General features: G+C 46.1%; 23 protein-coding genes. 12 read left to right on the forward strand and 11 right to left on the reverse strand.

All coding sequences use genetic code 11. From position 1 onward, the window contains the following. Window positions 1–28: 28 nt before the first annotated feature. The 6 genes from sodB to ICN26_RS08545 all read right to left on the reverse strand — a co-directional run bounded on the left by sodB (window position 29) and on the right by ICN26_RS08545 (window position 5,983). Complete coding sequence (gene sodB, locus ICN26_RS08520; RefSeq protein ID WP_216268014.1) at window positions 29–607, reverse strand: superoxide dismutase; 579 nt, start codon at window positions 605–607, stop codon at window positions 29–31. A gap of 127 nt (window positions 608–734) precedes the next feature. Next, window positions 735–1,511: a 3-hydroxybutyrate dehydrogenase gene (locus ICN26_RS08525; protein ID WP_216268015.1), complete on the reverse strand. Its 777-nt coding sequence runs from the start codon at window positions 1,509–1,511 to the stop codon at window positions 735–737. A gap of 131 nt (window positions 1,512–1,642) precedes the next feature. Further along, the gene (locus tag ICN26_RS08530; RefSeq protein WP_216268016.1) at window positions 1,643–4,039 is read right to left on the reverse strand and encodes a xanthine dehydrogenase family protein molybdopterin-binding subunit; all 2,397 of its coding nucleotides are present in this window, start codon (window positions 4,037–4,039) and stop codon (window positions 1,643–1,645) included. 20 nt (window positions 4,040–4,059) lie between these two features. Next, window positions 4,060–4,569 (reverse strand): (2Fe-2S)-binding protein, encoded by a 510-nt coding sequence (locus ICN26_RS08535; protein ID WP_046330362.1) that lies wholly within the window; start codon window positions 4,567–4,569, stop codon window positions 4,060–4,062. A gap of 42 nt (window positions 4,570–4,611) precedes the next feature. Further along, window positions 4,612–5,466 carry an FAD binding domain-containing protein gene (locus ICN26_RS08540; protein WP_216268017.1) on the reverse strand — a complete coding sequence of 285 codons (855 nt, stop codon included), beginning with the start codon at window positions 5,464–5,466 and terminating at the stop codon, window positions 4,612–4,614. A 40-nt stretch (window positions 5,467–5,506) separates the two neighbouring features. Continuing rightward, window positions 5,507–5,983 (reverse strand): SRPBCC family protein, encoded by a 477-nt coding sequence (locus ICN26_RS08545; protein WP_216268018.1) that lies wholly within the window; start codon window positions 5,981–5,983, stop codon window positions 5,507–5,509. A 105-nt stretch (window positions 5,984–6,088) separates the two neighbouring features. Here ICN26_RS08545 and ICN26_RS08550 point away from each other — a divergent pair, with 105 nt between their 5' ends. The 8 genes from ICN26_RS08550 to ICN26_RS08585 all read left to right on the forward strand — a co-directional run bounded on the left by ICN26_RS08550 (window position 6,089) and on the right by ICN26_RS08585 (window position 13,266). Beyond that, a complete protein-coding gene (locus tag ICN26_RS08550) occupies window positions 6,089–6,805 on the forward strand; it encodes a TetR/AcrR family transcriptional regulator (protein WP_216268019.1) in 717 nt (238 codons plus the stop codon). Continuing rightward, window positions 6,802–7,260 carry a VOC family protein gene (locus tag ICN26_RS08555; protein ID WP_216268020.1) on the forward strand — a complete coding sequence of 153 codons (459 nt, stop codon included), beginning with the start codon at window positions 6,802–6,804 and terminating at the stop codon, window positions 7,258–7,260. Before ICN26_RS08550 ends, ICN26_RS08555 begins: the two co-directional genes overlap by 4 nt. Before the next feature lie 6 nt (window positions 7,261–7,266). Continuing rightward, a complete protein-coding gene (locus ICN26_RS08560) occupies window positions 7,267–8,505 on the forward strand; it encodes an FAD binding domain-containing protein (protein ID WP_216268021.1) in 1,239 nt (412 codons plus the stop codon). 104 nt (window positions 8,506–8,609) lie between these two features. Further along, on the forward strand, window positions 8,610–9,845 hold the full coding sequence (locus ICN26_RS08565; RefSeq protein WP_255534454.1) for an ABC transporter substrate-binding protein: 1,236 nt from the start codon (window positions 8,610–8,612) through the stop codon (window positions 9,843–9,845). Window positions 9,846–9,933: 88 nt separating this feature from the next. Continuing rightward, on the forward strand, window positions 9,934–10,818 hold the full coding sequence (locus ICN26_RS08570) for a branched-chain amino acid ABC transporter permease (RefSeq protein WP_046330369.1): 885 nt from the start codon (window positions 9,934–9,936) through the stop codon (window positions 10,816–10,818). Window positions 10,819–10,833: 15 nt separating this feature from the next. Further along, window positions 10,834–11,796 carry a branched-chain amino acid ABC transporter permease gene (locus ICN26_RS08575; RefSeq protein ID WP_216268022.1) on the forward strand — a complete coding sequence of 321 codons (963 nt, stop codon included), beginning with the start codon at window positions 10,834–10,836 and terminating at the stop codon, window positions 11,794–11,796. Then, window positions 11,793–12,548 (forward strand): ABC transporter ATP-binding protein, encoded by a 756-nt coding sequence (locus ICN26_RS08580; RefSeq protein ID WP_216268023.1) that lies wholly within the window; start codon window positions 11,793–11,795, stop codon window positions 12,546–12,548. Before ICN26_RS08575 ends, ICN26_RS08580 begins: the two co-directional genes overlap by 4 nt. Window positions 12,549–12,561: 13 nt before the next feature. Continuing rightward, the gene (locus ICN26_RS08585; RefSeq protein WP_216268024.1) at window positions 12,562–13,266 is read left to right on the forward strand and encodes an ABC transporter ATP-binding protein; all 705 of its coding nucleotides are present in this window, start codon (window positions 12,562–12,564) and stop codon (window positions 13,264–13,266) included. A 16-nt stretch (window positions 13,267–13,282) separates the two neighbouring features. On the opposite strand, the gene ICN26_RS08590 is transcribed toward ICN26_RS08585, so the two are convergent. Beyond that, window positions 13,283–13,777, reverse strand: a complete 495-nt coding sequence (locus ICN26_RS08590) for a YqaA family protein (RefSeq protein ID WP_255534455.1) — start codon at window positions 13,775–13,777, stop codon at window positions 13,283–13,285. A gap of 194 nt (window positions 13,778–13,971) precedes the next feature. Here ICN26_RS08590 and ICN26_RS08595 point away from each other — a divergent pair, with 194 nt between their 5' ends. Together ICN26_RS08595 and ICN26_RS08600 are read left to right on the forward strand one after the other, a co-directional pair. Next, window positions 13,972–15,141, forward strand: coding sequence for an acyl-CoA dehydrogenase family protein (locus ICN26_RS08595; RefSeq protein ID WP_216268025.1), 1,170 nt, complete (start codon window positions 13,972–13,974; stop codon window positions 15,139–15,141). A gap of 46 nt (window positions 15,142–15,187) precedes the next feature. Beyond that, on the forward strand, window positions 15,188–16,372 hold the full coding sequence (locus ICN26_RS08600) for a CaiB/BaiF CoA transferase family protein (RefSeq protein ID WP_216268026.1): 1,185 nt from the start codon (window positions 15,188–15,190) through the stop codon (window positions 16,370–16,372). Here the strand turns inward: ICN26_RS08600 and cls are convergent. From cls to ICN26_RS08615, 3 genes are read right to left on the reverse strand one after another with little or no spacing between them, the layout of a single operon-like run. Continuing rightward, window positions 16,369–17,844, reverse strand: a complete 1,476-nt coding sequence (gene cls, locus ICN26_RS08605; protein ID WP_216268027.1) for a cardiolipin synthase — start codon at window positions 17,842–17,844, stop codon at window positions 16,369–16,371. The two genes, ICN26_RS08600 and cls, sit on opposite strands and share 4 nt — an antisense overlap. Further along, on the reverse strand, window positions 17,841–18,554 hold the full coding sequence (locus tag ICN26_RS08610) for an endonuclease/exonuclease/phosphatase family protein (RefSeq protein WP_255534456.1): 714 nt from the start codon (window positions 18,552–18,554) through the stop codon (window positions 17,841–17,843). Before ICN26_RS08610 ends, cls begins: the two co-directional genes overlap by 4 nt. Before the next feature lie 38 nt (window positions 18,555–18,592). After that, the gene (locus ICN26_RS08615; RefSeq protein WP_156156277.1) at window positions 18,593–18,793 is read right to left on the reverse strand and encodes a bacterioferritin-associated ferredoxin; all 201 of its coding nucleotides are present in this window, start codon (window positions 18,791–18,793) and stop codon (window positions 18,593–18,595) included. 72 nt (window positions 18,794–18,865) lie between these two features. Between ICN26_RS08615 and ICN26_RS08620 the strand changes: the two genes are divergently transcribed. After that, on the forward strand, window positions 18,866–19,555 hold the full coding sequence (locus ICN26_RS08620) for an ABC transporter permease (RefSeq protein ID WP_255534457.1): 690 nt from the start codon (window positions 18,866–18,868) through the stop codon (window positions 19,553–19,555). Further along, window positions 19,548–20,258 (forward strand): ATP-binding cassette domain-containing protein, encoded by a 711-nt coding sequence (locus tag ICN26_RS08625; RefSeq protein WP_216268030.1) that lies wholly within the window; start codon window positions 19,548–19,550, stop codon window positions 20,256–20,258. Before ICN26_RS08620 ends, ICN26_RS08625 begins: the two co-directional genes overlap by 8 nt. On the opposite strand, the gene ICN26_RS08630 is transcribed toward ICN26_RS08625, so the two are convergent. Further along, window positions 20,259–20,549, reverse strand: a complete 291-nt coding sequence (locus ICN26_RS08630) for a hypothetical protein (protein ID WP_205621263.1) — start codon at window positions 20,547–20,549, stop codon at window positions 20,259–20,261. Window positions 20,550–20,552 lie beyond the last annotated feature (3 nt).

A 20,552-nucleotide genomic window follows, 5' to 3' on the forward strand; every position in this document is an offset into this window, starting at 1 on the left:
AAAGAAAAGTAAATAGATCAGGTTGGATTTAAGCGAAATTCTTGCTAGCAAAATCCCAGTTCACTACATTCCAGAAATTTTCAACATACTTTGGACGAGCATTGCGAGTGTCAATGTAATAAGCGTGCTCCCAAACATCACAAGTCATCAAAGGCTTGGCATCGGTAGTCAATGGTGTAGCAGCGTTGCTTGTGGATGCCAAATCCAGAGTGCCGTCAGCCTTCTTAACCAACCAAGCCCAGCCAGATCCAAAGGTACCCACTGCACACTTTGTAAACTCTTCTTTGAATTTATCGAAAGAGCCCCACTTTGCATTAATGGCATCAGCTAGAGGACCTGTCGGTGCGCCACCGCCATTTGGCTTCATGCTATTCCAGTAAAAAGTGTGATTCCAGACCTGAGCTGCGTTATTGAAAACACCACCAGCCGACTTTTTAATGATGTCTTCAAGGGAAGCATTTTCAAACTCAGTACCTTTTACCAAATTATTTAAGTTGGTGACATACGTTTGATGATGCTTACCATAGTGAAACTCAAGCGTTTCTTTTGAAATGAATGGTGAAAGCGCATCTAATGCGTAAGGGAGTTGAGGTAATGTGTGTTCCATTATTTTTCCTTGTAAAACATATTAATAGGTAGCTACAGTAGCCATAATCGACCTAACTATAGACGATTATGGCGATTTTGTTTGATTGGGAGTAAATCAAGGGCTGGCCTGGTAATCCTTTTGATGATTACTGAGCTGTCCAGCCGCCATCCATATTCCAGGCCGCTCCACGAACTTCAGAAGCATCTGGGCTACAAAGGAAAACAGCTAACGCTGCTAATTGTTCTGGGGCCACGAATTCACCGGAGGGCTGCTTCTCAGACACTAAGGCTTTTTTGGCTTCTTCATTTGAAATTCCTTCACGCTCTGCCCGAGCATCCACCTGCTTTTGAACCAAGGGAGTTAAAACCCAGCCTGGGCAAATTGCATTACAAGTAATCCCCGTTTTGGCGTTCTCTAGAGCGGTCACTTTGGTTAAGCCAACAATGCCATGCTTTGCAGCGACATAAGCTGATTTTTGTATAGAACCAACTAAGCCATGAACAGAGGCGATGTTAATAATGCGGCCCCAGTTACGCTGCTTCATTCCGGGCAAGGCATGATGAGAGGTGTAGAAAGCTGAGCTTAAATTGATGGCAATAATCGACTCCCACTTATCCGCTGGAAAGTCTTCAATATTCGCTGTGTGCTGAATGCCTGCGTTATTTACTAATATATCCAGTGAACCAAAGCGTTTTTCAGTTTGCTTAATGAGATCCTCAATCTCGGCAGGCTTACTCATATCAGCGCCGTGATACTCCACTTCAACTCCACAAGCTTTGATGGCAGCAACTGCGGCATCTTTTTCACCAAAGCCGTTCACCATGATGTTGGCGCCCTGCTTTGCTAAACCAATAGCCATTGCCAAACCAATACCACTAGTGGAACCAGTGACAAGAGCTGTTTTACCTTTTAAATGGGACATATTTTTATTCACAATATCAAATTAATGGCAAATCCCCAGGTCGGGGATTTGCGCATGGTCAAAACTGGATGTTACAGGATCTACCAGCCCATTTAATACGGGGAATGCGCCTCATTTAGGTGTGCTCTAAATTAGACCTTTCCAAGGGCTTTAAGAATCTTTTCACAAGTAATGGGTTGGTCAAACACTGCAGTATTAAATGGCGCCAAAGCATCATTAATCGCATTCTGAACCGCTCCAGGAGCGCCAGCAGTGCCAGCCTCACCAGCACCTTTTGCGCCTAACTTAGATGACTGAGTTGGAGTCTCAACGTGAGCCACTTCAATATCCGGCATTTCATTAGCCATTGGCACCAAATAATCAGCCATACTGCCATTCCGTAGCAGCCCACTTTCGTCGTAGATACACTCTTCGAAAAGGACGCCGCCGATACCCTGAACAATTGCGCCGCGCACCTGCTCATCCACCAACATGGGATTCAATACCCGGCCGCAGTCCTCAACCGCCCAATGCTTTAGGAGTTTTACAAAGCCAGTATCCGGATCAACTTCAACATAAGAAGCCTGAACGCCATTGGTAAAAATAAATGGGTAATCTTTTTGGGTGTAATGACGCGTCACCATCAGATCAGCCGAGAATCCCGCTGGCAAAGTATCTGTGCGGAAATAACCTATTCGCCCAATCTCACTAAACGGCAGGAGCTGCTCACCGCTAGCCTTATCTAACACGTGTCCACGACGAACGGATAGCCCTTCAGGTGATCGATTGAGGATTGCACCAGCAAGCTTCAAGATGTTCTCTTGAAGTGCTTGGCAAGCCAATAAGACTGCTTCACCACCCACTCCAGCACCACGTGAAGCCCAGGTGCCTCCGCCGTAAGGAGTTACATCAGTATCACCAGTAATGATGCGCACATCTTTAATCGAAAGACCGACGGCATCAGCAGCAATTTGCGCGTATATACCTTCAGTACCTTGACCCTGCTCACCAACACCGATCAATATCGATACAACACCGCTTGGGTCTAGACGCGCAGAGGCACCATCCTGAGACGCGATGCGTGCCCCACCCACACCATAGAACGCCGGACTTGGGTTAGTTAATTCGATTAATGTGGCAAAACCAATTCCGCGATAGATACCTTTTTTACGCAACTCAGCTTGCTCTTTACGCAAAGCAGAATAGTCCATCATCTTTTCAATGGTTCGCAAGCATTGCTCGTGCGACAACACCTCTAACTTGATACCGGAAATTCCCGAGCAAGGGTATGCATCATCAGGGATCACATTACGCTTACGAAACTCCAAAGGATCCATCTTTAATTTTTGAGCTGCCAAATCAACCAAGCCCTCAGTCACAGCGCAGGCAATGGGGTGGCCTACGCCACGATATTGGCAAGTAGGCGTTTTATTCTGAAACACCACATTGAGTTTGGCGCGGTAGTGCTGATGCTTATATGGTCCACCAACCAAGTTCACCACCTGGTTACCCTCGATCGCACTGGTTCTTGGGAACATGGAGTAAGGGCCAATCGCCGTGAGATCGTCGATCTCAAATGCCAGGATATCACCCTCTTTATTAGCTGCAATACGTCCTTTAATCCGATGCTCACGCGCATGAATATCACTTGTAAATGATTCGAGTCGATCCGCAACAAATTTGACTGGGCGCTCCAACATCATCGCCAAACCCACCGTTGCAAAATCATCAGGATACGCATGCACCTTAATGCCAAACGATCCGCCTACGTCTTTACAAATGACATGGACATCAGACTCTGACAATCCAAACTGACGGCAATATAAATCTTGCATCATGTGTGGCGCTTGTTGCGAGTGATACACCGTGAGACGACGATCACCAGGATTGTAGTCAGCAATTTGGCAGCGAGGCTCTAACGTAACTCCAGTATGTCGACCAAATCCAAAAGTAGCTTCAGCCACAATATCCGCCGTTGTAAATACCTCATCTACCTGACCAACATCCAAGGTACGGGTAAAGCAAAGATTGTCGCCAAGCTCAGGATGGATTACTGGAGTGTCTGCATCCAATGCCGTTTCCATTGAAACTACTGCAGGCAGCTCCTCCCACTCAACATCAATGAACTGCAAAGCATCTTCTGCTTGAGCGCGTGTCTCAGCAACTACAGCAACTACAGGCTCGCCTTGCCAGCAAGCCCTATCAATTGCCAATGCATATTGAGGGGCGGATTTCATACCCGCAAGGTGGCCTAAGGTAGCAACCCAAGGCTTACAAAGCTCAGCCATTCTCACGCCATCAACAATGGCCAAAACACCTGGCATCTTGCTAGCTTGTTCAGTATGAATTTTTCCAATTTTCATATGTGCTACTGGCGAGCGCCAATAGACTACATGACCCATCCTAGGCAGCTGAATATCATCTACATAAGTACCCTGACCCTCGATGAGTCGACGTGCCCCATGCCGAGGTTCACTACTACCGATATAGCGCTGGTCATTGGTTACCGGATCAAGCACCAATCCTTTGAGATCTACTGGCTTATTCATAATCAGTTTTCCCAGTCTTTTTAAGCGAGAGCAACAACGGGTTTAATTTTTTCACCTTTGGCACGCGCTTCAAGCACGGCCATGATGGCGTCCACTATGGAATGGTAGCCAGTGCAACGGCAGTAGTTTCCAGAGATCCATTCACGCACTTCTTCACGAGTGGACTTAGGTTGTTTTTCTACTAATTCAGCTGCAGCAAGCAACATCCCAGAAGAGCAGAAACCACATTGCATTGCGTTATGACGCATAAAGGCTTCCTGTAAATCTGCTAATGCACCGCTCTTAGTTAATCCTTCGATTGTTTCCACTACACAACCATTGGCTTGTACGGCCAGATATAAACAACCACGAATAATTTTCCCATCCACCTTTACTGTACAGGCGCCACAAGCCCCTTGCTCACAACCGAGGTGCGGGCCTTTGAGATGGAGATCTTCTCGCAAAAAATCGACTAAGTGACGACGCGGCTCAATCTCAGCATTGACTGTCAAACCATTGACGGTCATCGTAATTTTTTTCTTTAAGCTCATTAGAATCTCCGAACTAGATTTATCTTTTTGTGTATTGATTGCTCAAGCAATTAAGTGCTTTAAGCCACGCTCTAATAAAACACCAATCAGATGTTGCTTAGTTTGTGCACTGTTAGTGATATCGGCAATCGACTCAATCTCTTCCCTTACAGCGGCGACTGTATTGGCAATTAATTCATCATTAAGAGGCTTACCATCTACCAGGGCTTGAGCCTTTTTCGCCATGATTGGCGTGGCACAAACAGAGAAGAATGTAAAAGTGCAATCACTCAAAACATTGCCTGCCTTATTCGCAACTAAGGCTACGCCCGCAATTGCATAGTCTCCGTGACGGCGAGCTAGCTCATGGAAATAAAAAACTTGATTACTGCTCGCGATCGGGATTTCTGTTGCTATGAGAATTTCATTGGGCTCTAAAGAGGTGGTGTAAAGATCAATGAAAAAGTCTTGCGCTGAAATTCGACGCTCTCCATCAGGGCCGCCGATCAACATGGTTGCATTGAGCGCCAGACTACAGGCAGGCCATTCAGCCGCAGGATCTCCATAGGCTAGAGAGCCGCCCCAGGTTCCTAAATTGCGGATGGCTCTGTGCGCGATATGAGGAGCCGCAGCCTTGAGAAGTGGTGCATGCTGCGCAATCAGTTTGGATTCCTCAATCTCAGTATGGGTTACTAATGCACCAATACGCAATTGATCTCCGATAACTGAAATACCTTTTAATTCATCTAAATTCGTGATGTCAATCAGCATGCTAGGTTCAGAAAGACGCAGGTTTAAGGTAGCTAAGAGCGTCTGTCCACCCGCAATCAATTGCGCATCTTCACCAGCTTCGGCCAACATAGCTAAGGCCTCACTGAGAGCCTTCGGTTTTGCATAATCAAATGCTGCTGCTTTCATTGTGTCTCCTTCACTACTTTTATATTGACATCGCCTCGCATTATTGAGCTTGCGGGTCCGACTCCAGTGGCACTATTTCACCACCTAACTCTTTTGCAAAGCGCTGGAAAAAGTCATCCGCAATCTTTTTAGCAGAGGCGCTAATAAGCCGCCCACCAATTTGCCCCAGCTTGCCGCCAATAGAAGCCTCAGTCGTATAAGAAACCAGTGTCCCGCCCTCGGCAGGCTTGAGCTCAACACGTGAACGACCCTTTGCAAATCCTGCAGCGCCACCTGAGCCCTCAAAGGCCATAGAACAGGACTGATCTGGAATGACATCGCTTAAAAATAACTTTCCTGAGAATCTGGCTCTGACGGGTCCAATTTTGAACATCACCTTGGCATGAATCTCCTCTGGGGAGATGCGACTGATTTCCTCGCAACCTGGAATGGACTTTGCCAGCACGTCAATATCATTCAAGCCCTTCCACACAACTGGGATTGGGGCTGCAATGAGCTGCTCGCCATTTAATTCCATTACATCTCCTTGGGGTTTGTACGAATAGAGTCTTATCTACCAATTGTTCAACAATGTACCATTATTTAACTTTTGGTCAATAAGGCCAAATTCGGATAAACCCTGATGACAATGAGTTTCGATCGAGACAGCAGTACGAGAAGTAGTGTCGCTCTAGAAGCGACTGCATCTAGAGCGCCTGCACGTCGCAGAATGAGTACTGTGGATCGTAAGCGTCAGATTTTGGATCGTGCTATTCAGTACTTTGCAAAGCATGGAATGGATGGGCAACTCAGAAACTTAACAAAGGGTTTGGGCATTACTCACACCCTGCTTTATCACTACTTCCCCACTAAGGATGCTTTAATCAAAGCAGTCTATGAAGATGTCTTCGAGTCCCGCTGGAAGCCAGAGTGGGAGCAGCTGCTAGATGATAAGACTCTCTCGCCAGAGGAAAAATTTAATGCCTTCTATATTGACTACTCAAATACAGTGCTGACCTACGATTTTGTACGTATTTTGATTTTCTCAGGCCTGAGCGATCATTCAATTAGCGACAGATTCTTTGAATTATTGCGCGATCGCCTTTTACCGCGCCTTATTCGGGAAACTCGTAAGCACTGTGGTCGTAGCTCGCGCAGTAAGCCTTCGCAGCGAGAATTGGAATTTTTAATGGGCTTGCATGGCGGCGTCTTTTATATTGGTATGCGACGATGGATTTATGGGCAAGCTATTTATGACTCCGGCAACCCCCATACCGAACAAGAAATTATTCAAGACCGTATTAGTTCTTACCTCACTTCAGCAAAAACTTTATTTAATACCGGCAAAAAAATAAAATGACGAATTTAAGCTTAAATCACTTCTCCATTCGCAGTCTAGAGATTGAACAAACCACCAAGTTCTACTGTGAGGTCTTTGGATTCACAGTGGGGCCTCGTCCCGATTTTCCTTTCCCAGGCGTCTGGCTATACAACGGCGATCCAAACGATTGGGCTAACGCAGTTGTGCATCTCATTGCAATTGATAAGAACAATCCGAATGGCTTAAAACAATATCTCGGGGAACGAGATCCTAGCTCACTCTATGGCTCTGGAGCAGTAGATCACATCGCCTTCTTTGCCAAGGGATTGGAGGCCAAACTTGCATTGCTGGAGAAGTTGGGCGTACCTTGCAGACAACGCACCGTACCAGCAATTCAATTACACCAAGTCTTTATGGATGATCCTAATGGCATTGTGGTTGAACTAAACTACCCTGCTGCAGAAAAGGCGGCACTAGATGCCAAGGCTGCATAGGTAAAGATGGCCAAAATACTTGTCATCGGCGGATCTCTTGGAGGCTTATTTGCCGCCAATATATTGCTGCGCGAAGGGCATGATGTCACCTTGTTAGAAAAGGCAATCGGCTCTTTAGATGGTCGAGGTGCCGGAATCGTGACCCATGACGCTCTTGCAGATGCCTTAAGTGAAGCAGGTATTCAAGTTGATAACAGCCTGGGGGTTGCTGTATCAAAGCGAGTTACTTTGGGTATTGATGGGGAGAACTTGGGCGAAATGCAGCTCCCGCAAATCTTGACTTCATGGAGCCGTCTATACCATCTATTAAAAGAGAATTTTCCAAACGAGCGTTACTTACAGGGTAAGAATGTCAAAGTGGTGACACAGGACTCTAATAGCGTTCAGGTCAGCTGTGAAGATGGCAGCACTTATCAGGCCGAGCTTCTGATTGCATCAGATGGCATACGCTCCACAGTCAGATCCCAGGTGGCGCCAAATATTCAGCCCAAATACGCAGGATATATTGCGTGGCGTGGCGTTTGTGATGAGAGCAATTTATCAAATTACACCTTAGAGACTCTATTTAATTATTTTGGATTCTGCTTACCCAATGGTGAACAAATGCTTGGCTATCCAGTTGCAGGGCCTGGCAATGACACTAGACCTGGCAAACGTCGCTATAACTTTGTTTGGTATCGCCCTGCCTCCGAAGAAGATGAGCTAGTCAAGCTGCTGACTGATGCGGATGGTCACTATTATCCGACCGGCATCCCACCACTAAAAGTCTCATGGAAGCATATTGCCGAAATGCGCACAGTTGCGCGCGATATTCTGGCGCCGCAATATGCAGAAATTTTAGAAAAAACACCCTCACCTTTTTTGCAAACTATTTATGACGTTTGTTCAGAGCAAATTGTGTTTGGAAGAATTGCCTTGATGGGTGATGCTGCTTTTGTTGGTCGACCTCATGTTGGCATGGGGGTTACCAAAGCGGGTGATGAGGCCATGGCAATTGCACGTCATATTGCGACCTTAGGTCCAACTCCTGAAGCTCTCGAAGCCTACAGCAAGGAGCGTCTTAAGTTAGGGCAACAAGTTGTTGCAAGAGCACAATACTTAGGGCGCTACATGCAAGCGCAAGGTAGCAAAGGCAGTAGAGATAGCAACAGTCTTCGTAGAAATGCAGATACCGTAATGGCAGAAACGGCCATTGATATTAGTACTTTGTTGGTGGCTGGAAAAGCAGTTCCGGAGTCACATTAATTTAAACCCGCTGTAGATTTTCGTATCACTAGAAGCATTCAGTTAAGATTTATGCATTACGAAGTAGTCCTATTAATAAACTGTTTTAAATGGAGGAGACAACCATGAAACAAAAAGTAACGAATCAAACTAGAAGAAAAATGTTGATCGGCGGAGCTGCTGCTGCAAGCACTCCCCTGTGGATAAATGTAGCCAGCGCCCAGTCTGAAACAATTAAGATTGGTTTTCCAACACCACTAACTGGGCCATTTTCTGCAGAAGCACAAGATCAAGTTAAAGCAGCTGAATTAGCCATTAAAGAATTTAATGATGCTGGTGGCTTTAATGGACGCAAAGCCGAACTTTTGGTTCGTGACGACAAACTCAACCCAGGTGAGGCTGCAACGCGCACTCTTGAGTTGATTGAAAAAGACAAGGTAAATTATGTTGTGGGTTCGCTCTCAGCTGCAACCCAACTATCTATTAATGCAGTATGCAAAGAACGTAAGGTGCTCTTCAATTCGATTAGTCAATCTGATGCGATTAATGAGGTAAAGGACTGGAGTGTTTATACATTCCATGAGGCGCTCAATCCAACTATGACTGCTGGTGCAGTCGCGCGCTATTCGATCCCTCGCTATGGCAAAAAAATTGTCTACTTAACTGCAGACTATGCCTACGGTCACGAGATGGTGCGTGCATTTGAGCGCGCCGGTAAGGAGATGGGTGCCACTACATTGGCAGATATTCGTCACCCACTTGGCGCATCCGATTACTCTGCATTCTTGCCACGTATTAAAGCCTTGAACCCAGATATTTTGGTACTCTGTAATTTTGGCCGCGATTTAGTTAACTCCGCTAAGCAATGTACAGACTTTGGTCTAAAGTCCAGCATGAAGATCGTGACTCCAGTATTGCTATATACCGCACGCTTAGCTGGCGGGCCAGAAGCATTTGAAGGAATCCTTGGTGGCACTTCATACTACTGGGGACTTGAGGATCGCATCCCTACAGCGAAAATGTTTAACGATGCATTCCGTAAAATGTATAACGGCTCGGTTCCTTCTGACTATGGTGCACTAGGCTACGCTGGAGTAAAAACTGTTCTTACTGCTGTTAAGAACGCTAAATCTACCGACACAATGAAGGTGGTGAATGCACTAGAGAACCTGAAGTACGACTTTTACAAAGGTCCTGAGTATTACCGCAAATGTGACCATCAGGCAGTGCAGACGGTCATTATTGTTGAATCTAAATCAAAGGATATGAAAGATAAGTATGACGTCTTTAAAATTCTGACCATTGAACCAACCACTGAGAAAAATATGCGTAGTTGTGCGGAGTTAGGCCACAAAGCTTAAATCCAAGATTACAGGGCAAATCCTCTGATTTGCCCTGAGCCCCTCCCCCGATGCCCATGGTTGAAGGGGAGTTTTTCTGAGTACATATATGACCGGTCTTACATTTGAACTTTTATGCATGCAGTTACTGACAGGGATTGCTCTGGGCAGTATCTATGCACTTCTAGCCTTGGGTTTATGCCTTGTTTTTGGCATGCTCAATGTAGTGAATTTTGCACATGGCGCCTTCTTTATGGTTGGTGCATTTATGGGCGTTTACTTCTTAGGTATTACAGGCAACTTTTGGTTTAGCCTAATTCTTACCCCAATCGCTACCGGAGTACTTGGATTACTCACTGAACGCTTCTTGGTTCGCCCCCTATATGGCCGAGGCATTGACTACCCCCTACTCCTCACTTTTGGATTGTCTTACGTATTAATTGAGGCGATGCGCGTCACCTTTGGCATTGAGGGCTTGCCCTCTGTTACTCCCGACGGACTTAAAGGCACTATGGATGTCGGGGTTGGCTTCTTTCCAAAATATCGCCTATTTTTAATCGCTGCTACAGCCGTGATTATTTTTGCAGTCTGGTTCTTCATTCAAAAAACAAAATATGGTCTGATTATTAAAGCTGGTGCTGCTGACCAAGAAATCGTTAAGGTACTTGGTGTAGACATTGCTAAGGTATGGCTCATGGTATTTGGTCTTGGTTGCGCGATTGCTGGTCTCTCCGGAATACTGGCATCGCCTACTCGCTCCGTGAATCCAGAGATGGGCATCCCCATCTTGGCAGAATCCTTTGTAGTAACTGTAGTTGGTGGCATGGGCTCACCAGTCGGCGCTGTTGTCGCAGGTCTATTGGTTGGCGTGGTTTACAGCATGACCTCCCTATTCTTCCCAGATCTTGCAGAACTCTCGATCTTTGTGCTGATGGCAGTAGTGCTTTTAATTCGCCCACAAGGTTTGTTTGGCAAAGCGGGGGCGATGGGTTAACCCCCCTTGATATATATGAAATCATTTTTCCAGCTTATTGCACGTCATCGTGTACTGGCAAGTACTCTTTTCTTGATGATCTTTCCTTTCATCATGCCGTATGAGGCACTTGCTATCAATATCTTGATCTTTGGCTTGTTCGCGATGGGATTCAATCTCTTGTTCGGCTACATGGGATTACTGTCCTTCGGACATGCAGCCTTCCTTGGTATCGGCAGCTATCTTACCGGTATTGGGATCGTCCATTACGCCATGCCCTGGGGTGCCGCAATTCTAGTAGGCGTGATTGGTGCAGCCATCGGTGGACTGCTCATGGGTTTCTTGGCTATCCGCACGAGAGGCATCTACTTCTCAATGGTCACCCTTGCCTTAGGTCAAATTGTGTTCTATGGTTTTTATAAGGCAGAGAGCTTGACTGGCGGAGAAAATGGTTTGAGAGGTGTCCGTGTCGATACTTTCAATATCTTAGGCATGCCGGTAGATTTTTTAAATCCAATGATCAAGTACTACATCATTCTCTTCTTTGTTGTTATTGCCATGTGGCTAATCTCGCGCATTCTCAACTCACCACTAGGCGCGGTAATGGAAGCAATTCGTGAAAATGAGAAGCGTGCTGCTGCCTGCGGATTCGATGTGACCCGTACAAAGCTCCTGGTATTTATATTATCGGCAGCGATCTGTGGATTAGCAGGTTCATTGCGTGCCCTGCACCTCTCGATCGTTCCAATTGACTCATTGCATTACCTACAATCAGGGCAAGCAGTCATGATGAGTATTTTGGGTGGCATGGGCACTTTCTTTGGCCCATTCTTTGGCGCCGCTGTCATGCTGTATTTGGAAGATGTAGTGACTACCTTTACCAAACATTGGATGGCCGTCATTGGACTAGTCTTTATGTTCTTTGTATTGTTCTTCCCGCAAGGAATCTGGGGAACGATCTTGAGTAAGCTAAACCTGAATCAGGATTCAAAATCATGAGCAGTCCAAATCAAACTCCCATCCTTGAAGCTCGCAATGTCAGCAAGAGTTTTGGGAAATTCAAAGCTTTACAGGATGTCTCCACCACTTTTATGCCTGGCACTTTGACGGCAATTATTGGCCCTAATGGTGCAGGTAAGAGCACTTTCTTTAATGCTCTCAGTGGAGCCTTTCCACCTTCAAGTGGTCAAATTCTATTTAACGGTAAAGATATAACCGGCATGCAGCAACATGAATTTGCCCGCATTGGTATCTCCAAAAGCTTTCAAATTACCAATGTATTTAAGCAGCTAACTGTTCATGAAAATGTGCGCGTTGCTGCCCAAATGGAAACGGCGCGCTATAACTTCTTACGTAATGCGCAAAGTTACCCAGAACCCATTGAACTTGCAGACCAGCTTTTACGTCGCGTCAACTTAGAGCATCTCAGAAATAAAAAAACGGGTGACTTAGCCCATGGTCAACAACGTGCTTTAGAAATTGCGATGGCCCTCGCCTGTAATCCCAGCCTTCTTTTACTAGATGAACCAACTGCTGGAATGTCTCCTGAAGAAACCCTCGTCATGATGGATCTCATCCGCACACTAGCCAATGAAAGAACGGTGATTTTGGTTGAGCATAAGATGAAACTCATCATGGGTTTATGCAAACGCATCATTGTTCTGCATCATGGTGAGTTTTTAGCTGAAGGCACTCCAGAAGAAATTCAAAATAATGCAGAGGTAAGACGTGTATACCTAGGTCAAGGTTAATGAAAGTTTATATATGTTGCGCATAGAAAATTTAAACGCCTGGTACGACCGTAGTCACGTGCTTCAAGGCGTCTCGCTGGATGTCAATAAGGGTGAGATTGTTACGCTGATGGGAAGAAATGGTGCCGGTAAAACTACCACCCTGAGATCCTTGATGGGCCTTCTCCCTAAAAGAGAAGGAAAGACCACCATTGATGGCACTTCTTTTTTAGATCTTGCAGCGCATGAGCGTTATCACCTTGGACTGGCATATGTTCCTGAAGATCGTCGTATTGTTCCAGGGCTCACCGTCAAAGAAAATTTAGAGCTGGGCGTGATTTCCAAGAAAAATCGTGGTGATATGAGCGCCTTGGTCGATGAAATCGCCGAAACCTTTCCGCGCCTTAAGGAAAGGTTGTATCAAGACGGTACCTCCATGTCTGGTGGTGAGCAACAGATGTTAGCAATCGCAAGGGCCATGATTGCCAAACCAAAAGTGATCTTGCTGGATGAACCATCAGAGGGAATCATGCCGGTATTAGTTGAAGAAATGTTTGAACTGTTTGCCAAACTCAAGCAACAAGGCGTAACTATTCTGCTTGTAGAGCAAAATGTTCAGCAAGCACTTAAGATTTCTGATCGTGCCTATATTTTGGATCAGGGTCAAATTGTTTTCCACGACACCGCTCAAAATCTTTTGAATAACGACGAGATTCAGCAAAAATACTGCGCCGTTTAATCCCTCAAAGTCTTGCTTAGATTAGGCCTAGCCAATGTCCCAATTGGTGCCAAACGCTGGTGGGCACCAAAGTTAACAACCAGGTCATCGTGAGATAGCGTAATAGCTTGCCAATAAACATGTAGATTAAGCATGGACCCCAAGCAAGCCTGAGCCACCCTGCTGCCAAACACAAGGGGTCGCCAAAGCCAGGCAACCAAGATAACAAGAGCATCTTTGGCCCCCGCTCTTCGAGCCAGCGCTGCATTCTGCCATTACTAGGTCCTTTAAGGGATTCAAAACTATTACGGCTAATCAGTCCAAGCCACCAATCCAACATGCCCCCTAATGTATTGCCGATAGTAGCAACCATAATGGCGATCCAATACAAGTGGGGGTTAACTGAAACGTACCCAAATAGGATGGGCTCGGAGCCAACGGGCAGTAAAGTTGCGGAGATAAAAGCGCTAATAAATACCGCTGGCAAACCAATTGATGGCATCCCAAAGAAGTCAAAGAATTGACTGAGCATTTGCTCCATTAAGCAGGAACTCCGGACGGTTTAGCAAGTAAGCGCTTGGTCATCCTTCAAGTATGCCCCAATAGAAGCTCTGGTCGATCATACTGATGAAGGATGCATTTATTTTGACTCGCCCGTAATTCTGAATTCTTGCTTAAACTGTAGGCCTCAACATTATTTAACCTCCTCCACTTTTAGATAGCGATATGAATCACCCCATCCCTAAGCCAGACCAATATCAAGACATGCGTGAAGCTTTGCGCGACCTCTGTGGCAGCTTTGATTCTGCTTACTGGCAAAAGGTAGATCACGAACGTGACTATCCAGAAGCGTTTGTAGATGCTATGGCCCAAGCGGGCTGGTTAGCTGCATTAATTCCTGAGGAATATGGTGGCTCTGGCTTGGGTTTGGCTGAGGCTTCAGTCATCATGGAGGAGATTAATTTCTCCGGCGGTAACGCTGGCTCCTGTCATGGGCAGATGTACAACATGGGCACCTTGCTGCGCCATGGCTCAGACCTGCAGAAGAAGCTGTACCTCCCCAAAATTGCTACCGGTGAATTACGCCTCCAAAGTATGGCAGTGACTGAGCCAACTACAGGCACCGATACCACCAAACTCAAAACTACTGCCGTCAAAAAAGGTGATAAGTACATTGTCAATGGTCAGAAGGTTTGGATCTCCCGCATACAGCATTCTGATTTAATGATTCTGCTAGCGCGCACCACTCCATTAGCAGAGGTCAAGAAAAAATCAGAGGGTATGTCGATCTTTATCGTCAATCTCAAAGATGCTATTGGTAATGGCATGGCAATTCAGCCGATTGCTAATATGGTCAATCATGAAACCAATGAAGTCTTCTTTGATAACTTAGAGATTCCAGCTGAGAACCTCATTGGTGAAGAAGGCAAAGGCTTTAAGTACATCTTAGATGGCCTTAATGCTGAGCGCGTCCTTATTGCAGCTGAGTGTATTGGTGATGCTTATTGGTTTGTTGATAAATCACGTCGTTATGCCAATGACCGTGTGGTGTTTGATCGTCCCATTGGTAAGAACCAAGGTATTCAGTTTCCTATTGCCGATGCTTTTATTGAGACTGAGGCGGCTAACCTGATGCGCTTTAAAGCATGCGAACTATTTGACAACAATCAAGCTTGTGGTGCAGAGTCCAACATGGCAAAGTACTTAGCTGCAAAAGCTTCTTGGGAGGCGGCAAACGTTTGTCTACAAACTCATGGCGGTTTTGGTTTTGCTAATGAATATGATGTTGAGCGTAAGTTCCGCGAGACCCGCCTCTATCAAGTTGCGCCGATTTCCACGAACTTAATCTACTCTTACGTTGCAGAACATATTTTAGGTCTGCCACGCTCCTTCTAATTTGGTAGATCTTTTGATTGATTCAGTTTTTTAGAGAAGTAATGACATGAGTATTCGCCCTTTAGATGGCATCACTGTGGTTTCCTTGGAACATGCTATTGCCGCTCCTTTTTGCACGCGCCAATTAGCTGATTTAGGAGCGCGCGTTATTAAGGTGGAGAGGCCTGGTGCCGGAGACTTTGCCCGCGCTTATGATGAGCGTGTCAACGGTATGTCCTCTCACTTTACTTGGGTCAATCGCTCCAAAGAAAGTCTGACCTTAGATCTCAAGCAAGAATCTGCGCTAGCAGCACTAAAGATGCTTCTCAAAACGGCTGACGTTCTGGTGCAAAACTTAGCACCTGGTGCGGCAGCACGGATGGGATTGACTATAGAACTCCTGCAAAAAGACAATCCGGGTTTGATTTTGTGCGACATCTCAGGCTACGGAAATAACGGTCCTTATCGCGACAAAAAGGCCTATGACCTTTTGATTCAGAGCGAAGCTGGGTTCTTATCCGTTACCGGCACTCCAGAAACTCCTAGTAAAGCAGGTAACTCCATTGCTGATATTGCCGCAGGTATGTATGCCTATACCAATGTACTCGCAGCACTATTGCAGCGGGGCAAGACTGGCAAGGGCTCTACGATCGATGTATCTATGCTCGAGTCTCTGGGTGAATGGATGAGTTATCCACTCTACTATGCCTATGAGGGTGCGACACCCCCTCCTCGTAATGGCGCATCTCATGCCACGATCTATCCCTATGGTCCTTTTAAGGCGGGCGATGGTGGCACCATCATGCTGGGCTTACAAAACGATCGTGAGTGGGTTTTATTCTGTGAGGTGGTGCTTGAGAATCAAGCCCTCGCCAAAGATGAACGCTTTGATAAAAACTTTAAGCGCAATGAAAAGCGCGATGAATTACTTTCCATTATTGATGCGTGCTTTAGCAAACTGACTACCGAGCAGGTCATAGCAAAGCTGGATCAAGCTCAAATCGCCAATGCCCGACTAAATGATATGCAAGGCTTATGGAATCACGATCAACTCAAAGCACGCGAGCGCTGGGTACAAGTTGGATCACCCGTAGGTCCCATTACAGCAATGCTGCCGCCTGGTAGCAATAACAGCTTCGAATACCGCATGGATGACATTCCTGCTGTAGGTCAGCATACTGAAGCAATCCTATCTGAGCTTGGTATTGCCGCAAGTGAGATTGAGGTAATGCGCAGTAAAGGAGCGATTTAAAGTAGAGGTGAAGCTAAGTGTGCCGCATTCTCTAGCAAAACACGCCAACGTGGTCGCTTAGCCCAGCTTACTGGATCAACTAAATCAGATTGGGCTAAGTAGGACTCAATCAGTGTCTCAAGTTTGGCGCAAAATGCATCGTTGTAGACAATTAAGCTGATTTCAAAATTGAGGCGCAAGCTTCGTTGATCAAAATTCACGGATCCAAAAATCGCTACCTGCTTATCTATTAACAAACTCTTGGTATGCAACAAGCCGCCATGGAATTCAGCGATATTGACGCCAGCATCCATCAGGTCTGCATAAAAGCTATGGCTACTCCAGGCGACTAAGGCTGAATCGTTCAATTTGGGAACAATTAAAGTGACCTTCACACCGCGACCGGCTGCTGCCATCAGCGCCTGAATCAAGCCATCATCTGGACCAAAGTAAGGCGTAGTAATGATGAGCTCCTTACGTGCGTCCATGATGGCAGAGAGGAGCACCTGATACAAGATGTCATCGCGATATACAGGCCCTGAAGAAAACTCTTGGGCAAGCACTCTTCCCTCGCTCGGAGTGGCAGCAGGTGCTACGGCTCTAAAGTGGGAAATCTTAGGGTTATCAACACTCCAGTCAAATGAGAATGTCAGCTCAAACTGAGATGCAACCGGGCCTTCAATTCTGACCATGGCATCCACCCACTCACCCACACCGGAGTCTTGCTTAAAGCTGCGCGGATCGACCATGTTCATGCTGCCAGTCCAAACGACGGTGTTATCGATCACAAATATTTTGCGATGCAGTCTGAGATCCGCACGGCGAAATTGAAAGCGGCCAATTTGAATTGGTAATGCCTCAGTCACTTGAATACCGGCTTTTCTAAAACGATTAGGCCAACTGGATTTAAACCAGTCCTTACTTCCTAATGAATCTAATAACACTTTACAGGCCACGCCGCGTTTAGCAGCCGCAATTAAGGCCTCGCCAACGCGATCAGCATCGCCACCCAATGCCCATATATAAAACTCCAAATGCAGTGATTTTTTTGCCTGATTAATTTCATCAATAAAATGCTGCAAGATTTCTAGTGAGATGGTAAATAACTCTATCTTGTTGCCAGCAATAACAGGGGATCCATTTTTGGATTCGGCTAACAAGCTCAGGGCCCTACCCTCAATTGGTAGTTGTAGCTTATCGGCTTGATAGTGCTGACGCATCTCTGCCGTGATGGCCGCATACTCCTTATCCATCCGAATAATTTTTCTCGTGAGCTTACGACCCACAGGACGCTCACCAATCAAGATATACAGACTGATGCCTAAGAGCGGGAACAAGACCACAATCAAAAACCATGCAATCGCAACACCTACAGGTCTTCTGACAGAAATTAATCTAAATCCAAACAGAATCACAATGACTGCATGGACTATGGGGACCCAAATTAAAGAGAATCCAAAAATAGAGCCTAATAGAAAATTTAATATGCTCATATGATTTCCAGTTCAGCAGTGATACCTAGGTGATCCGAGAGCCTCAACCATTCATGCAAAACTGCTGCTGAATGAATCTTTAACCCTCGTACATAAATTCGGTCCATCGGAAGCATAGGCTTCACACTAGGAAAGGTTTTTGCGGGAGTGCCTGTCAGCACCTCAAAAACTTCATTAAAACCAGCGGCACGCATCGGCGCACTGACACGATTACGCCAATCGTTAAAGTCGCCCGCAACAATGGTTGGGCCACCCTCTGCAAGCGAATCAATGTAACGAATAATTTCGTCCAATTGACGCTCTCGCCCTCTTTCAAATAAAGCTAGATGCACACAAAAACAATGAATCGGCGTTGCAATACCTTCTAGCTGTGTAATGCTATGTAGCAAGCCCCGCCTCTCAAATCGATAGGCTGAGATATCGTAGTTTTCACCCTTGTGTAATGGTCTCTTTGAGAGAATGGCGTTGCCATGATGGCCATCTGGATACTCAACATTCTTACCGTAGTGCCAATCATGCCAAAAGTCTTCGGATAAAAAATGGGTGAGCTCTGTTAGTGGCCATTGGCTAAATCTCCTGATCCGCCCACGATGCTCTTGCTGAAGTTCTTGAAGAAATAGTAAGTCCGGATGATGGCTACGCATTTTTTGACGCAACTCATAAATAGTCGATTTTCTGTGCAAGGGTGATAGCCCCTTGTGGACATTCATGGTCATGACGCTAAAGCGACCGAGTTGCACTGGTGATATCAAAACTGTCCTGCAGCACGCTGTCGTCGTACCCGCGCCAAATAGATTTCACCCTCAACCAATTCTTGGCACTGCATACACTTATTACAAATAGAGGCCTGATCGCGTAACTCTTCAATCGAATCGATCGGATGCCCGTCAAGATATTCGCGAAGATCAACATCAAGGACCTCGTTACAGAGGCAAATGACTTCAGCCATGAGTTCAAAAAAGGGAAATTGTTTGCATTTATGCCATTTTGCCATCCCCTTGCTAGAATCTAGCCCATGTTGATGACCTTTCAGGACGCTTTCGGACTACTTTTGCATTTAGATGCTGGAGTCATTGGCATTGTGCTGATCTCACTTCAGGTCAGCTTAAGCGCTTTACTCCTCGGCACGATTCTGGGACTACCCATTGGCGCCCTATTGGCCACAGAGGAATTCAAGGGTAAACAAACAATTACGCTGGTCCTAAACACCCTCATGGGCGTTCCAACTGTGATTATTGGCGTCATTGTGTACCTGCTACTCTCTAGAACAGGGCCATTAGGAGTATGGGGATGGCTATTCACACCCAAAGGCATGATCCTGGCTCAAACACTGCTCACAACCCCCCTCATTGCCGCCCTGAGCCGCCAAATCCTAGAAGATTCTTGGAGAATTCATCGGGATTCCTTTATGGCACTTCGCTTACCTAGGCTTTCCGCCCTGAAATGGCTTATTTGGGACTGCCGGTTTTCTCTCACGATTGCAGTTTTAGCGGGGCTGGCTAGAGCCATATCTGAGGTTGGCGCAGTCATGATCGTGGGTGGCAATATTGATAAATCCACTCGCACCATGACAACTGCAATTGCACTTGAAACCAGTAAAGGTGATCTCCCATTGGCGCTTGCCTTAGGCATTGTTTTGTTGGGTATTGTTTTGCTGGCAAACCTCTTTACATTTGTAGTTCGCCATTTTGCGGAGCGGCGCTATGGTTGATCATTCGGAACAATTCAAGCAATTTATTGAGTTCAAGGGCGTCATCGTCAAACGTGATGGGCGCATCATCTTGGATATTCCTCATGCAATTATTCCTACCGATCGAATTTGCGCTTGCATTGGCCCCAATGGCGCTGGCAAGACGACTTTCCTAAAATTAATTGACGGCCTAATCAAACCAGACTCAGGCACTGTTACTCACTCAAGTGGTCCCATCAAATCATCTTTAGTATTGCATCACACGCCGATGATCAAAGCCTCAGCTAGAGCTAACATATCGATGGTGAAAGACTCAGACTCTTCAATTCATTCTCTGGCGATTGATACGGTAATGGAGCAGATTGGATTAAGTCATCTTGCCAATAGCCCTGCGCATAAACTCTCGGCAGGTGAAAGACAAAAGCTTTGCTTGGGTCGAGCTATTTTGCAAAAACCGAACTTGATATTACTAGATGAACCTACGGCCAATTTAGATCCAAACACTACAGAACAAGTTGAAGAAATCATTCGCCAATTTAAGTCTCAAGGCTCTGATGTGATCTTTACCTCACACCAACTTGCACAAGTACAAAGAATCGCGCAGTACATCATCTTCATTGATGATGGTCAGATAAAAGAAAAGGGACCCGTAGGTCCCTTCTTTGCCGATCCCCAGACACAAGCAGCTAAACGCTACTTACATCAAGAATTGCTCGTCGACTAACTACTTTGCTGCTGGTGCTGGCGCTGCTGCTGTTGGTGCTGCAGCACCCGGTGCAACAAATGGAGGCGGAGCTACACAAGCTGCAGGCGCCGGAGTACCAGGAACACGGTATTGATCAGCTACCTTATTGATTGCTTGGCATAACTGAAAAGCGCCGACCCGACCAGCATAAGCTGTTTTAGCCTTCGCTAGATCATCAGCCGCTTTGGCTTCTGGAGTGAGCGGCGGCAGAGTAGCAAACGCTGAAGCTGTTGCAAATGTACAGATCATAAAAGCAATGAGTTTTTTCATGGC

Origin of the sequence: Polynucleobacter hallstattensis, from assembly GCF_018881835.1 — a bacterium.
GTDB classification, from domain to species: Bacteria; Pseudomonadota; Gammaproteobacteria; order Burkholderiales; family Burkholderiaceae; genus Polynucleobacter; species Polynucleobacter hallstattensis.